The 14,143-nt window shown below is 33.0% G+C and carries 13 protein-coding genes; 7 read left to right on the top strand and 6 right to left on the bottom strand.

Going from position 1 to position 14,143, the window contains the following annotated elements:
* Positions 1-8 precede the first annotated feature (8 nt).
* Positions 9-452, bottom strand: a complete 444-nt coding sequence (locus SHI72_RS08150; protein ID WP_039112236.1) for a PepSY-like domain-containing protein — start codon at positions 450-452, stop codon at positions 9-11.
* 202 nt (positions 453-654) lie between these two features.
* Between SHI72_RS08150 and SHI72_RS08145 the strand changes: the two genes are divergently transcribed.
* The gene (locus SHI72_RS08145; protein ID WP_039112395.1) at positions 655-2,289 is read left to right on the top strand and encodes an ABC-F family ATP-binding cassette domain-containing protein; all 1,635 of its coding nucleotides are present in this window, start codon (positions 655-657) and stop codon (positions 2,287-2,289) included.
* A gap of 208 nt (positions 2,290-2,497) precedes the next feature.
* On the top strand, positions 2,498-3,652 hold the full coding sequence (locus tag SHI72_RS08140; protein WP_323489671.1) for a porin: 1,155 nt from the start codon (positions 2,498-2,500) through the stop codon (positions 3,650-3,652).
* A gap of 119 nt (positions 3,653-3,771) precedes the next feature.
* Here SHI72_RS08140 and SHI72_RS08135 read toward each other — a convergent pair whose 3' ends face one another.
* Genes SHI72_RS08135 through SHI72_RS08125 form a run of 3 tightly spaced genes read right to left on the bottom strand, consistent with a single transcriptional unit; the run spans position 3,772 to position 7,283 of the window.
* Positions 3,772-4,929 (bottom strand): ABC transporter permease, encoded by a 1,158-nt coding sequence (locus SHI72_RS08135; protein WP_039112235.1) that lies wholly within the window; start codon positions 4,927-4,929, stop codon positions 3,772-3,774.
* A 2-nt stretch (positions 4,930-4,931) separates the two neighbouring features.
* Positions 4,932-5,885, bottom strand: a complete 954-nt coding sequence (locus SHI72_RS08130; RefSeq protein ID WP_323489670.1) for an HlyD family secretion protein — start codon at positions 5,883-5,885, stop codon at positions 4,932-4,934.
* 12 nt (positions 5,886-5,897) lie between these two features.
* Positions 5,898-7,283 carry a TolC family protein gene (locus tag SHI72_RS08125; protein ID WP_323489669.1) on the bottom strand — a complete coding sequence of 462 codons (1,386 nt, stop codon included), beginning with the start codon at positions 7,281-7,283 and terminating at the stop codon, positions 5,898-5,900.
* Positions 7,284-7,548: 265 nt separating this feature from the next.
* Between SHI72_RS08125 and SHI72_RS08120 the strand changes: the two genes are divergently transcribed.
* The 3 genes from SHI72_RS08120 to SHI72_RS08110 all read left to right on the top strand — a co-directional run bounded on the left by SHI72_RS08120 (position 7,549) and on the right by SHI72_RS08110 (position 11,451).
* Positions 7,549-8,760: a hypothetical protein gene (locus SHI72_RS08120; protein ID WP_323489668.1), complete on the top strand. Its 1,212-nt coding sequence runs from the start codon at positions 7,549-7,551 to the stop codon at positions 8,758-8,760.
* Positions 8,761-8,876: 116 nt separating this feature from the next.
* Positions 8,877-9,998 carry a porin gene (locus SHI72_RS08115; RefSeq protein WP_323489667.1) on the top strand — a complete coding sequence of 374 codons (1,122 nt, stop codon included), beginning with the start codon at positions 8,877-8,879 and terminating at the stop codon, positions 9,996-9,998.
* A 22-nt stretch (positions 9,999-10,020) separates the two neighbouring features.
* Complete coding sequence (locus SHI72_RS08110; protein WP_039112231.1) at positions 10,021-11,451, top strand: anion permease; 1,431 nt, start codon at positions 10,021-10,023, stop codon at positions 11,449-11,451.
* On the opposite strand, the gene SHI72_RS08105 is transcribed toward SHI72_RS08110, so the two are convergent.
* Entirely contained in the window at positions 11,448-11,732 is a 285-nt protein-coding gene (locus SHI72_RS08105) for a GNAT family N-acetyltransferase (protein ID WP_039112392.1), read from the bottom strand. The genes SHI72_RS08110 and SHI72_RS08105 overlap by 4 nt on opposite strands.
* Positions 11,733-12,060: 328 nt before the next feature.
* Here SHI72_RS08105 and SHI72_RS08100 point away from each other — a divergent pair, with 328 nt between their 5' ends.
* Positions 12,061-12,720, top strand: coding sequence for an alpha/beta hydrolase (locus SHI72_RS08100; RefSeq protein WP_086894998.1), 660 nt, complete (start codon positions 12,061-12,063; stop codon positions 12,718-12,720).
* Positions 12,721-13,233: 513 nt separating this feature from the next.
* Here SHI72_RS08100 and SHI72_RS08095 read toward each other — a convergent pair.
* Positions 13,234-13,749, bottom strand: a complete 516-nt coding sequence (locus SHI72_RS08095) for a membrane protein (protein ID WP_039112229.1) — start codon at positions 13,747-13,749, stop codon at positions 13,234-13,236.
* A gap of 168 nt (positions 13,750-13,917) precedes the next feature.
* On the opposite strand from SHI72_RS08095, the gene rpmH reads away from it, so the two are divergent.
* Complete coding sequence (gene rpmH / locus SHI72_RS08090; protein ID WP_008464848.1) at positions 13,918-14,079, top strand: 50S ribosomal protein L34; 162 nt, start codon at positions 13,918-13,920, stop codon at positions 14,077-14,079.
* Positions 14,080-14,143: the final 64 nt, after the last annotated feature.

Below are 14,143 nucleotides of genomic sequence, written 5' to 3'. Positions count from 1 at the left end.
GATAAAACTTAATTAGCAATCTTGATAAATTCCCCTTTTGGATTAAATTTTAATTCTAAACCACTGCTTAGTTTTGCTTCGTAGCCCAAAGTTTCTTTCTCTATTTTTGTTATTTTGTCTTTAGCAAAATTAGTTTTTACGTAAGTAGTAATCTTTGCAGGAACAATAGCTGTGGGAATAGCTGTGTTTTTTCCATCAACTTCTTTCCAGTTTCCTTTTCCATCAAATTCAATTTGAAGATTATTTGCAAATTGAACTTTGTACTCTTTAGATAAGATTTCTTTATCTTCAAGAATATAAGTTGGTTCTTGTCCAGCGAAGTGAGTTTTCAAAAAAGTTTGTGCATTTGCCGGTAATGCAGCTTTTTTAATTACCGTTTTTTGAGCATTTGCAGAAAGTCCAAATATTAATCCTGCAATTAGGCAAGCTGCCAAGTTTAATTTCGTTCTCATAATTTTCTGATTTTTAAATTCTTATACAAGATATAACTAAAATTTTAAAAGATGTAGGAATAATTGTAAAACTTAAAAAAAACGAAGATGTCGGAGATGTAATTGTATTGTCTAATACTCTAATTAATCTATCTTTGCGCTTTTAAAAAAATACTTGCTAAGAAGTCAAAAATCTAAGCAGTCTAAAAATCTAAAAGTCAAAATGATTACAGTTAATGATATCTCAGTTCAGTTTGGTGGAACTACACTTTTTAGCGATGTTTCTTTTGCTATAAATGAAAATGATAAAATTGCCCTTATGGGTAAAAATGGTGCGGGAAAATCGACACTTTTAAAAATAATAGCAGGACAAAGCAAGCCCTCTACTGGAAGTATCTCGGCTCCAAAAGATGCTGTTGTGGCTTATTTGCCTCAGCATTTATTGACCAAAGATGGATCAACTGTAATGGAAGAAGCTTCAAAAGCTTTTGGCGAGATTTTTCAAATGAAAGCTGAAATTGATGAAATCAATGAGCAATTAACCGTTCGTACTGATTACGAAAGTGATGCTTACATGAAATTAATCGAAAGAGTTTCCGACTTAAGCGAGAAATTCTATGCTATCGAAGAAGTAAATTATGAGGCTGAAGTTGAGAAAATTTTAGTTGGTTTAGGTTTCGAACGTGAAGATTTTACACGCCAGACTTCAGAGTTTTCTGGAGGATGGAGAATGCGAATAGAGTTGGCTAAAATTCTTTTGCGTAAGCCAGACTTAATTTTGCTAGATGAGCCTACCAACCACATGGATATTGAGAGTATTCAATGGTTAGAGGAGTTTTTGATAAATTCAGCAAAAGCAGTTGTAGTAATTTCACACGATAGAGCGTTTGTAGATAATATTACCAATCGTACTATCGAAGTTACAATGGGAAGAATCTATGATTATAAAGCAAAGTATTCTCATTATTTAGAGTTAAGAAAAGATCGTCGTATACACCAACAAAAAGCATACGATGAGCAACAAAGAATGATTGCTGATAATAGAGCATTTATTGACCGTTTTAAAGGAACATTTTCTAAAACAGATGCGGTTCAATCTCGTGTTAAGATGTTAGAGAAATTAGTTATCGTACAAGTTGATGAAGTTGATAATTCGGCATTAAAATTAAAATTCCCGCCAGCAGCAAGATCAGGACAATATCCTGTAGTGGTAAAAGATTTATCAAAATCTTATGGTGATCATGTAGTTTTTAAAGATGCTAATATTGTTATCGAAAGAGGGCAAAAAGTAGCTTTCGTAGGTAAAAATGGTGAAGGAAAATCGACTATGATTAAAGCCATCATGAAAGAAATTGGTATTGATGAAGGAAGTGTTGATATTGGACATAATTCACAAATTGGATATTTTGCACAAAACCAAGCTTCTTTATTAGATGAAAATGCAACAATTTTTGAAACTATCGATGCTATTGCAGTTGGAGATGTTCGTACGCAAATTAAGAACATTCTTGGAGCCTTTATGTTTCAGGGAGATGATATTACCAAGAAAGTAAAAGTGCTTTCAGGAGGAGAAAAAACACGTTTGGCAATGATAAAATTATTGTTAGAACCAGTTAACTTGTTGATTCTGGATGAGCCTTCTAATCACTTAGATATGAAAACTAAAGATATTATTAAAGATGCATTACGTGATTTTGATGGTACTTTAATCTTAGTATCTCACGATCGTGATTTCCTTGACGGATTAGCGACAAAAGTTTTCGAATTTGGAAACAAACGTGTTAAAGAGCATTTTGAAGATGTTGCTGGATTCCTGGCACATAAAAAGATGGACTCTATGAGAGAAATCGAAAAATAATCTAGTTATAACATAATAATAAAAAGAGCGCAAGTTAATTCTAGCGCTTTTTTTGTTTAATATTTTTAAGAAAATAATTGTTAAATAAATATAAGTACATGATATAAGTCAGATTAAAGACTATTTAGATTAGATAATTTTGTTGTAAGAAAAAAGCTGTTTTATGGCTTTGGATTTATTAAAGAAAAATATATCTAAATTTTTATTCATGGATTTTTTAAATAATTTTTTTTCAAAAAAGGTTGTGTTTCTAATCTTTTTATTGCCTTTTCTTTCGAATGGGCAAATTACAGAGCCTGGTTCTCAAAATGAAGTTAAATATCCACAATTTAAATTTCAAGGACTTTTTCAGGGGCGTTATTTAAGTGATTTAACTCAAGGTATAGACGCGACAACTGGTTTGCAACATGCAGATGGTAATGCAGTAGAAAATACATTCGACATTAAAAGGATGCGTTTGGGACTTACCACTAAATTAGGTGAAGGGTTTGATATTGTTGTTCTGGCTAATTTTGCAGACTTTAAATCGGATCCTAAAGGAAAAGTTTTAGAGAATGCTTTTGCAAGGTATATCTTTAATAAGGAAATAGGATTTATTTTGGGGCAGTTTAGACCTGCTTTTGGAATCGAGGAATTAAATCCTGCCGATATTCTAAAATCATTTGATTATTCTAACCAATATACCGAATTTGGAAACAATGGTTGGACAAGTTTTCAAATCGGAGCTTCTGTGTTTGGAGGGTTTGATTTGGGTAAAATCCCTATTAGTTATACTTTTTCTGCTGTAAATGGTAATGGGAGAGATCAAGTATCGGACAAAGATGATGGCAAGCAATATTCTTCTCGTCTTGCCTTAGAATTAAATAAAGAGCATAATATCAATTTTGGAATTAATGGAGGTATTGGAGAAGTTTTTAATACCAAAGTCTTTGCTGTAGGATTAGATTTTACGATTGATTTTAAATTAACGGATAAATTAAAATTAGAAACTCAGCTTGAAGCAAAACAAGGAACGAATCATTATTTGTATTATTCGCTAGCGGAAGATTCGAGAACAGGAAATATTAATGATTATGAAATGCGAGGAGGATATTTTTTACCAAATTTGCGATATGAAATTCAATATCAAAAACTAACGGCTATAGAATTTTCTTGTCGATATGAGTATTTTGACAGAAGTTTTAAAATTAATTCAAACGCAAGACAAACGTATACACCAATGGCAGGTTTAGAATTTGGGAAAGGATATATAGGACGTATAGAAATGGGAATTCAGTTTGATAATTATAAACGTAATGTGCCTAATACTACAACATATGATAATAAATTGTTTATCATACAGTTTCAAGGGCGATTTTTTTAATGAATAATTGCAATGTTGTAATCTATTTGTCTTAGATAAATTAATAGGATATGAGTCGGAACTTAAAATGGCATAAGAATTAATTCTTATGCCGTTTTTTATAGAATAAATAAAAGAGTTTAAGCTTCTTTTAAAACATTTTTCTTTTTAAAGTATAAAGCAATATAGGCGGCAATAGAACATACTACACCTATAATTATCATGTTCCAGATAGGTCTTGTAGTTTGAGAAAAAGTTCCATCCTCAATAATTAATATTCTAAAAGCTTTCAAGAAATGTGTTAACGGAATTACATTGGCAATTGCCTGAACTGCTTGTGGCATTTGGCTTAAAGGCCAAGTAAAACCGCTTAAGATAAAGCTGGGTGTTGCAATTACCATTAAAATCTCAGTAGCTTTTAATTGATTCGGAACTAAAATACTCACGAGAATCCCAATAAAGGAAACGGAGAGTACAAATATTCCTGCTATAAATGTGAGTGGAAGCAGGTTGTCATAAAATGGTAATCTGAACCATAATGTAAAAAGCCAATATATAAACCAAATACCAAAACTCATTAGCATATAAGGAATGATTTTTACAGCTAATAAATTTAAAATTGAAGGGCATCTTTTTACAAGATCTTTAAATGTTCCATTTTCAAATTCGGAAGCAAAAGAAAGGGCTAATCCTAATAATAAAACTTGTTGTAGGACTGTTGCCAAAACTCCTGGCCAAAGGAAATACATATAGTTGGTGCTTCGATTATATTTTTTTATAAAAGTAGTTTTGAACGGTTCGTATTGCGACATCAGTAAATTTTCGGGAACACCTTGTTTTCTTAAAGTTTCAATTTGAATACCGGCTTTTAATGTTCCAAGGCAAATTTGTATGGCCGTCGATGCATAATTGGCGGTTAGAACATTAGATGTATTTACTATCGTTGTAATTTCAGGATACTTTTTTGTGAGAGTCATTTTCTCGAAATCTTTCGGAATAATAACAACACAAGTCGCGCCTTTTTCGATAGCAATCTTGGAAAGATTATTCTGGTCGTATAGAACGGAAGCTATAGATAAAACCTCGTTATCCTGAAACATCTGAATTGCTTTTGAACTTAATTCGGTTCTGTCCTGATCAACAACAAGTATGGGTAAATCGGTTACTTTACCTTTACCGTAAACATAACCCAGCAAGACACCATAAAGTATTGGCGCACCTATAAAGAGTAATCGAAGCACTTTATTGCTCCAAAATAATCGGAATTCCCGTTTAAGCAATGAAAAGAAATTTTGCATAGTTAAAGAGATAAAGTAACGGTTGTTTTTGTAATTAAATCTTTTGTTTCGTCATGATTGGAAGGCGTTATTTTTATTTCAAATAAACTTTCCTGCATTTCATAATCTGGGTATGCAGTTGCTATGTTTCCGTATGCTCCCAGTTGTTTTATAGTACTAATGCTTCCTTTTATATCTGTTTTTTTATAAGGAACATGTACAGTTACTTCTTGTCCTTTTTTGAGTTTTCCTAATTGATTTTCGGGTATTGTAAAACGAAAGTAAGTACTGTTGGCAACATAGCCATTAAATAAAGTGTAGCCAGGTAAAGCCAGTTCTCCAATGGTTAAAGTAATGGTTTCGATACTCATATTTTGCGGTGCAATTATATAACGTTCTTGGTCGGCAGTTTCTACTTCTTGCAATGCACCCAGCGCTCTGTCTTGTTGTCCTAGCGCCATGGTTTGTTGTTCTATACGAGCTCCTTTTTTTGCATCATCTAGTTCTGCAATAACAGCATTGTATTGGGCTTGTGCTCCTTGATATTTAGCAAAAGTTTCGTCATAAGTTTGTTGTGATATTAAGGAATCTTTGAGCATGTTTGTTAATCGTTTAATCGATTTTTGCGCAAACTCATATTGTTCCTTTAATCCCATTTTTTTAGCTTCAAGCTGCTTAATCTGATTTTCAGTTGCGCCTTTTACAGCCATTTTATATTGCGCTTTCGCAGATATAACAGCTCCTTCAGCTTGATTTTTTTTAGCATCTACTTCTGGAATATCAAGTATAGCCAGCGTATCTCCTTTTTGTACAATATCTCCTTCTTTGACATAGATTTTTAAAATCTTACCAGGGATTTTGCTTACAACTGCAATTTGTTCTTTTTCTATTTTCCCTTGAATTAAATCTTCTTTTTTTGCTTTTTCACAGCTTGTAAAAATGAAGATTAAAATGACTATTATAATTGCTTTTTTCATAGAATAGAACTTTTATTTAGATAATTTTTTTGATAAATCGCCAGTGGCAATTATTGTTTCAATAGCCGATAATCGTTGCTCGATTAAAGTGGTAGTTTTATTTACAGATGCTTTATAAGAATCGTTTTCGGCTTCAAGTCGTTCCGATATATTGATAAGACCTTCCTTGTATTGTTTTATAGCTAGATTTAAATTATTGCCTGCTACTTTTTCTTGTTGTTGGGTAATATCGATTTTTTGTGTTAGAACGCTGTAATCAACAAAGTTTTTTTCGAGGAGTAATTCTAGTTTTTCTTTAGTATCATCAATTTGATTTTGCATCTGCTCGATGTTTATTTTGGCCTCATGTACTTTGTGTTTTCTTTCAAAACCCGAAAAAACTTCCCATTTCATTGCGGCTCCCACAACCCAGTTGTTGCTTATAGTGGCTTCATTTAGTCCTAAATATAGTGCTTGATTTATTCCGGTAACTATAGGGGTAGTTGCATTGGCATTAAATAAACTGGAGTAAGAAACTCCTCCAAATGCTCCTAAAGTTGGTAAATAAGTACCTTTTTCTTTTTTTAATAAATACTCGTAAGCTGTTTTAAACGATTCCAAGGCTTTAATTTCCTGTTTGTTTTGAGTGCTTAATTTTTCATCGGTAATTAAATAAGGAACTAAATTGTATTGAACATTGTCTATTTCGCTAATAGAATAGCCAGTTAAGTATTGAATCTTTTTATAAATTAATCTTCGTTTTCCATCCAGCTCAATTTTTTTGGATGCCAATTCTAGTGAAGCTAATTTAATTTTATCTCTATCGTAAGGAATTGCCAGACCTTGTTCTATTGCTTTTGTAACGCGTTTAGTTTCGGTATCTAATCGTTTTTCGCTCTCTTTTATCAGTTTGTCTATTTCCTTTAATAGTTCTAATTGATCAAAAGTGTTAATGACATCTTTTATGATACCGTCTTTCTCGGATTCTTTTAAGAATACTGTTCCTTTGGATTTTTCTTGTATGGCTTTTGCACCATTAGGAATTTGCATACCACTAAACAATACGGTTTTTGCCATCACGCTCCCATTAAAAATGTTTCCGTAATTTTTAAAAGCCGTTTTACCATCAAAAAGCGGATAGTTTACAATAGGTACAGTAGCTGTAGGAAGATCTACGGTTAGTTTGTTGTCAAAATAAGTATATAAAGCACTTGCTTCGACTGTAGGGATGTATTTATTCCAGACTCCTTTTTCCTGAAGATTCAATTTTTCAATATCTAAATCTTTATTTTTTAAAGAGGTGCTTTTTTCTATGGCTTTATAAATAGCATCTTCAAGAGTTGGTGAAACTTCTATCTGGGCATATCCATAAGTTAGGGAAAGGAAAAAAAAGAAAATAGGTAAATGTTTTCTCATCATAATTTTGTTTCTATAATTATATGATAAATTGTAAACGGATTTTTGTAAGGTATTACAAGTAGAATAAGCGTATGCGAAATACGGTTATTTACAAAGTTAAGGATATAAGTCTTACATTTTATGTTTTATCTATAGTAAAATAAGGAGCTTAATTAAAAACTTTTCCGTAAGTTTTATTGAAAATAGAAAGTTGTAGGATGTTGTTAAACTTTGTCTGTTTTTTTATACCTTAGTAAGCATATTTATAAATTAACTAATTATTAACATGAAAAAAAGTATATTATATCTAGCTATTGTGTTGACTAGTTTTTTTAGTCTTCCTATATTATCTCAAACAGATAATGAGCCTGTTGCTTTAGGTTTGCCAGGAGATAACCTTAATTTATATGCAGTATTAGATATTTTTCAAAAGTCTAAAACTTTGGAAGATTTTGAAAAAGCATTGAATGATCCGGATAATAAGGTTAATAATTTAGATTTAAATAATGATGGAGAAATCGATTACCTCGAGGTAGAAGGACATAAAGAAGGGAATACCCATGTTATTGTGCTTCAGGTTGCGGTAAATAGTAAAGAAACACAAGATATTGCTGTTATTGAGGTTGATAAAGATAAGAAGGGAAATATACATGTTCAGGCTATTGGAGACGAAGATTTATATGGTAAAAACTATATAGTTGAGCCTGCAGATACAGCTACGGGAACGCCTAATCCTGGTTATAAAGGAGAGCCTACGGTAATTGTAAATAATAACACAACCAATAATTATAATACTACAACTAGCCCAAGTTATGTAAGTACAAGTGTAAGTGCGTGGCCAGTAATTTTGTTTTTGTTTTCTCCTATATATGTAGCGTATAGATCTCCTTGGCATTGGGGATATTATCCTCCGTACTGGCGTCCTTGGCGTCCAGTTTATTATCATGATTATTGGGGGTATCACGGACATTATTACAGAAATCCTTATTATCGCAGAACAGCCGTTATAAGAAACCCTAGATACTATAATAATTATGTTTCTAGAAGAAACACATCTGTAGTTGTTAGAGACAACCGAGTTAACGGACGATATAATACGACCTATAACGGTAGAGATTATAAAAGACCTGCGCCAGTTACATCTACCAGACCAACTAGACCAAGCGGGACAACTAGACCTGGTACAAGGCCTACTAATCCTACGACTAGACCAGGAGGTACAACGAGGCCGGTAACACGACCTACAAATCCATCGACTAGACCGGGAACAGGTACAACAAGACCAGTTACACGTCCTGTAACGCCTACAAACCCAACTACAAGACCAGTTGTTAGGCCAACTAATCCAGGAACTACTCGACCAACAACCCGTCCTGTAACTCCAACGACTCGACCAACAACGCGTCCTGTAACAAGACCAACGACGACACCAAGACCAACGACGACACCAAGACCAGCGACACCGAGGCCTGCAAATAATGGTACAAATCGAAGATAGATTTAAAAAAACGAGACTGAGTTTTAAACTCAGATAATATATACACGCCTAATTTTATATTTAAGAAGCTTATGGGGAAAACTATGCTAGCTAGAGTTGTTTTTATATTTCTGATAATGCCATTTTTTCTGATGGCTCAATCTGTGAAGGATACACTGAAGGTTGAACTGAAAGAAAAGGAGAAAGAAAAAGAAGTGGTATACCCAAAATTTAAATTTAAAGGGCTTTTGCAAGTACGTTTTCTGGGGTCAATTACAGATAATGTTGATGTTTTAGGAGTTCAGCATACTACCGGAGAAGTAACAAGGAGTTCTTTTGATATAAAAAGAATGCGTGTAAGTGTTGCAGCAAATTTAAGTGAGCATACCGAAGTTGTTGTATTGGTGAATTTAGCCGATTTTAAATCGGATCCCCAGAACAAAGTATTGGAGAATGCTTACGCAAAATATACTTTTAATAAATATATTGCTTTTACAGGTGGTCAGTTTCGACCAGGTTTTGGTATAGAAGAAAGTGTTCCTGTAGATATCATAAAGTCATTTGATTTCTCGAATCAATATTATGAGTTTGGAAAGAATGGATGGACAAGTTTTCAGATTGGAGCTTCGATGACAGGATCTGCAGATCTTGGGAATATCCCTGTAAATTATGCTGTTTCGGTTTTAAATGGAAATGGGAGAAATCAAAATATGGATAAAGACAGTGGGAAGCAATATTCTACCCGTGTTGTTTTTGGATTATCGAAAAAACACCATCTTAATTTGGGACTTAACGGAGGAACCGGAAAAGTATATACTAGCGATGTATTTGCTTTAGGAGCAGATATTGCTGCCGATTTTAAATTAGCAGATAAACTTTCTCTGGATACTCAATTCGAAATCAAGCAAGGAACCAATCATAATTTATATTATTCACTTCCTGTGGATGCCCGTACTGCCAATGTGAATGATTACCAAATGCGAGGTTTTTATTTTTTGCCTAATTTTAGATATGTAATCAATTATAAGAAACTTACATCTCTGGAATTTTCTGCCAGATATGAATATTTTGATTCGAGTTTTAAAGTAGATTCAAACGTAAGGCAAACACTTACGCCAATGTTAAGTTTAGAATTTGGAAAAGCATATACAGGACGAATCGAAATGGGAGTTGAAATTGACAGGTACACCAAGAATATTCCTAATACAAGTTATTATGATAAAGAACTATTTATTATACAATTTCAATGCAGGCTTTAGTTTAAATTAATCTCTATTTTTTATGAAAGAAGTAAAAATTCCTCAAACATTAATTACGCTTGCAGTAGGTATTGTTCTTTGGATTATTCCAGCTCCTGAAGGAGTGAAACAAGAAGCGTGGCATTTATTTGCCATTTTTGTGGCTACCATTCTTGGGATTATTTTAAAGGCTGCTCCAATGGGTACAATGTGTATGATTGCAATTGCAGTAACCGCATTTTCACAAGTTTTAGCTCCGGGTGAAGCAGGAAAATCAATTACGCTTGCATTAAGAGGTTTTGGGGATAAAGTAATATGGCTTATCGGAATATCCTTTTTTATAGCACGTGGATTTATTAAAACAGGATTAGGAAATAGAATTGCTTTTATATTCATAAGGATATTCGGGAAAAGTTCGTTAGGATTAGCCTACGGATTAGGACTAGCTGATTTATGTCTTGCTCCTGCAGTTCCTAGTAATACTGCCAGAGGTGGAGGGATTATTTATCCTATTATGAAATCGATGGCAATAAGTTTTGGCTCTGAGCCAGATAAACCTGAAACACATAGGAAATTGGGTTCTTTTTTAACTTTAAATAGTTATAATATGAATCTTATTTCATCCTCGATGTTTTTAACAGGAACGGCAAGTAACCCGATGTGCCAGAAGTTTGCTCTAAATTTAGGAATTAAAATTACCTGGATGTCTTGGGCTCTTGCTGCAATTGTGCCAGGATTAGTTGCTTTTTTTGTAATTCCTTTTGTTTTATATAAAATTTATCCGCCTGAATTAAAATCGACAAAAGACGCTCCGGGAATTGCTAAGCAAAAGCTAAAAGAAATGGGGCCAATCTCTAGAAATGAATGGTTGATGTTGTTAACATTTTTTATTTTATTGTTTCTTTGGATGACAGGTGATTTATTTTCTATCGATGCTACTACAACGGCTTTTATAGGATTGGTGATTTTATTGTTGACTTCAGTATTAACATGGGAAGATGTAAAATCCGAAAAAGGAGCTTGGGATACGATTGTTTGGTTTTCGGTTTTGGTAATGATGGCAAGTTCGCTCAATGAATTAGGATTTATAGGTTGGTTTAGCGATTTAGTTAAGCAACAAATAGGAGGATTGAGCTGGCAAATGGCTTTTCCTATAATAATTTTGGTATACTTTTTTAGTCACTATCTTTTTGCAAGTGCAACAGCTCACGTTGCAGCAATGTATGCTGCGTTATTAGGAGTAGGAGTTTCTCTTGGTATTCCGGGATTGTTATTAGCGTTTATGCTTGGATTTGTAGGTTCGCTTTATGGAACATTAACTCATTATGGTCACGGACCAGCTCCTGTGTTTTTTGGTAGTGGTTATGTTGATTTAAAGAGCTGGTGGGTAAAAGGTCTTGTAACAGGTCTTGTCCTATTACTCATATATATGGTGATAGGAGGATTGTGGATGAATGTAATAGGGTACTATTAAATTCGGATACCAGGAGGAAGTAGTTCTTTATAAGTTGGGTTTTTCTTAAAGAAAACTACAATTTTAGGGTGAATAGGGACTACTTTTAATTTTCGTTCAATCGAAATTTCCATGATGCTTCTAAGCATGCTATAAAGAAATTCTTGATCTTCGAATGAATCTGGAGTGTTGATTTTTGTTAGAAATATCTTTTTTTCTTGAAAAGAGTATTCGATTGTAACTAATCCTGTAGGGGTTGAGGTTTCAAATTGTCTTGCAAAGGCATTGTCTTTGATCTCCATTAATGAAATGGGTTCCATATTATTTGTTTTTTATGTGGTATTTAAAAAAAAATAGAAGAAATGAACCATATTAAGAGGTTCAGAAAACTTCTTGTAATATATTATCAGAAACAAATTATTTCTATAACAAAGGTAATCATTTGATATTCAATATCAAATGATTTTGTGAGTGAGATATGCTTTACGTTTTTAAAAATGTTGTTAGCACTCGTATTTGCTGTGTTTTTTAATAATAATATTATCTAAAAAATAGAGTAGAGTCGTTAAAAAGCGATAATTTTATGTCGATAATGATATTTAGTTTGTTGTTAATGCCTGAAATACAATTATGAATAAAATTCCTGTTTACTTTATGCCGGGTCTTGCGGCAAGTACTACTATTTTTGAACGAATCGCATTGCCCGAAGATACTTTTGAGATGCATTTATTAGAATGGGAAATTCCGCTTGAGCATGAGTCTTTGCAGGATTATGCTAAAAGGATAGCGCAAAACATAAAACATTCGAATCCTGTTTTAGTAGGAGTTTCTTTCGGAGGAATCCTGGTTCAGGAAATGGCAAAGCATATTGAGGCTAGAAAAGTAATTATTATTTCGAGTGTAAAGTGTAATGCGGAATTTCCTCGAAGAATGAAAATTGCCAAAACTACCAAAGCATATAAGCTGATACCAATGCGACTGATATTAAATGTAGAGAATTTGGCTAAGTTTTCTTTTGGAGAAAAGATAAACAAGAGGTTAAAGCTATATGAGAAATTCTTATCTGTGCGTGATATTCGTTATTTAGATTGGGCTATCGAGCAGGTAATTCTTTGGGATAGAACTAAAATCGACGAAAGTGTAATTCATATTCATGGTGATGAAGATGAGGTTTTCCCGATAAAATATATTGCTAACTGCAAAGTGGTAAAAGGCGGAACGCATATTATGATTTTGAATAAATTTAAATGGTTGAATGAAAATTTACCTTCGATAATTTTGGAAGATTAGAAATCTTAAAATTCCAATTTTTTGAAATTGCTTCGCCTGTTCCTAACGCTCGGGTCCAAATTCCAACTGTTTTGCGGTTCGATATCTTTGTCAAAGTTTTACGTGCAATTTTTGTCGCAAAGTTATTTCATACAATCTTGTCATCCCGAGGAACGAGGGATCTTCACAAGCGACTAACACAAAGTTTATTTAGTTTGGCGAGCTACTAGTGGAGATCCCTCGTTCCTCGGGATGACAAACTAAACGTTAAGACTAACTAAAGAGAAAATGTTCTTATGAAACCTAGAGCTCTAGCCCTGATAGAAGCGGTATCCTTTTTCTGGCTTCTTTAGACAGGAAAAGATACAAGCGCATAGCAGGAAATAGCTTCTAATTAAAATTTCAATATCTAAAATTCTAAATTCCAATTGGTTTATGGTTCGAAACCTTTGTCAAAGTTTTCCGCGCAAGTCAAAAAAAAATCCCAAACTCTTTTTAGAATTTGGGATTTTAGATATTGTAATTTAAAGAAATTTAGATTTTCTTCATTTGATCTTTCATCATTGTGATTTGCTCTTTCAGCATTCCTTGTTTGTCTAATTTCTTAGCTTCATTCAATAAATTAGTCGCTTCAAGCTTTCTTCGGCGTGACATAGCAACACCAGCAAGGTTTAATTTTGCAACAGCTAAATCCATATCCATAGATAAACCAAGTTCAATTGCTTTTTTGAAATATTTCTCAGCTTGATTAATATTAGTTTGAGAAACCATAATACCATGTAGGTAATTAAAGTAACCTTGTTGTTTTCTTACTAAAGCAGTTTCAGGATTTTTGATGTATGCCAGCCATTTTTTAGCACCTTCAAAATCTTGTTTTCTTAATTTCAGGAAGGCTAATAAGATGAATTCATTTTTAAAGTAAAGGAAAATAGGTATTCCAGCTAATAATATAAGAAAGATTCCGTTTCCGATATTACTTTCTGTAAATTGCCAAACGCCAGCAACTACTAATAGTCCGGCTAAAATAATTTTAATATTTCTGTGAAACATAATAGGTGTATTTTTGTGATTGCAAAGATAGTAAAATGAATTAAAAATATTTTTATAAAACTACTTGCAAGGAAAAAAAGTCTTTGTATATTTGCACTCGGTTTTAGAGTAACAATATTCGAAGAACAAAAAGAAGATATTAGACACCATATTTAAAGATACAAAGCAATGAGCAAAAGAACGTTTCAACCATCGAAAAGAAAAAGAAGAAATAAGCACGGATTTATGGACAGAATGGCTTCTGCGAATGGAAGAAAAGTTCTTGCACGTAGAAGAGCTAAAGGAAGACATAAACTGACTGTTTCTAGCGAACCTAGACACAAAAAATAATGTTTCTATAAACATAAATAAGGCGTTACTTTTTTTAGTATCGCCTTTTTTTATACCTTGTCAT

Source organism: Flavobacterium sp. PL02, assembly GCF_035013205.1.
Classification (GTDB): domain Bacteria; phylum Bacteroidota; class Bacteroidia; order Flavobacteriales; family Flavobacteriaceae; genus Flavobacterium.
Note: the sequence above shows the minus strand (reverse complement) of the source record. Positions and strands in the feature narration are given on the sequence as shown.

Excerpts from the sequence above, each read along its gene's own strand:
- SHI72_RS08115 (WP_323489667.1), top strand. The coding sequence starts at position 8,877 with ATGCCATTTTTTCTGATGGCTCAATCTGTGAAGGATACACTGAAGGTT.
- SHI72_RS08105 (WP_039112392.1), bottom strand. The coding sequence starts at position 11,732 with ATGGAGATCAAAGACAATGCCTTTGCAAGACAATTTGAAACCTCAACC.
- SHI72_RS08150 (WP_039112236.1), bottom strand. The coding sequence starts at position 452 with ATGAGAACGAAATTAAACTTGGCAGCTTGCCTAATTGCAGGATTAATA.
- SHI72_RS08135 (WP_039112235.1), bottom strand. The coding sequence starts at position 4,929 with ATGCAAAATTTCTTTTCATTGCTTAAACGGGAATTCCGATTATTTTGG.
- SHI72_RS08110 (WP_039112231.1), top strand. The coding sequence starts at position 10,021 with ATGAAAGAAGTAAAAATTCCTCAAACATTAATTACGCTTGCAGTAGGT.
- rpmH (WP_008464848.1), top strand. The coding sequence starts at position 13,918 with ATGAGCAAAAGAACGTTTCAACCATCGAAAAGAAAAAGAAGAAATAAG.
- SHI72_RS08125 (WP_323489669.1), bottom strand. The coding sequence starts at position 7,283 with ATGATGAGAAAACATTTACCTATTTTCTTTTTTTTCCTTTCCCTAACT.
- SHI72_RS08145 (WP_039112395.1), top strand. The coding sequence starts at position 655 with ATGATTACAGTTAATGATATCTCAGTTCAGTTTGGTGGAACTACACTT.
- SHI72_RS08130 (WP_323489670.1), bottom strand. The coding sequence starts at position 5,885 with ATGAAAAAAGCAATTATAATAGTCATTTTAATCTTCATTTTTACAAGC.
- SHI72_RS08100 (WP_086894998.1), top strand. The coding sequence starts at position 12,061 with ATGAATAAAATTCCTGTTTACTTTATGCCGGGTCTTGCGGCAAGTACT.
- SHI72_RS08095 (WP_039112229.1), bottom strand. The coding sequence starts at position 13,749 with ATGTTTCACAGAAATATTAAAATTATTTTAGCCGGACTATTAGTAGTT.
- SHI72_RS08140 (WP_323489671.1), top strand. The coding sequence starts at position 2,498 with ATGGATTTTTTAAATAATTTTTTTTCAAAAAAGGTTGTGTTTCTAATC.
- SHI72_RS08120 (WP_323489668.1), top strand. The coding sequence starts at position 7,549 with ATGAAAAAAAGTATATTATATCTAGCTATTGTGTTGACTAGTTTTTTT.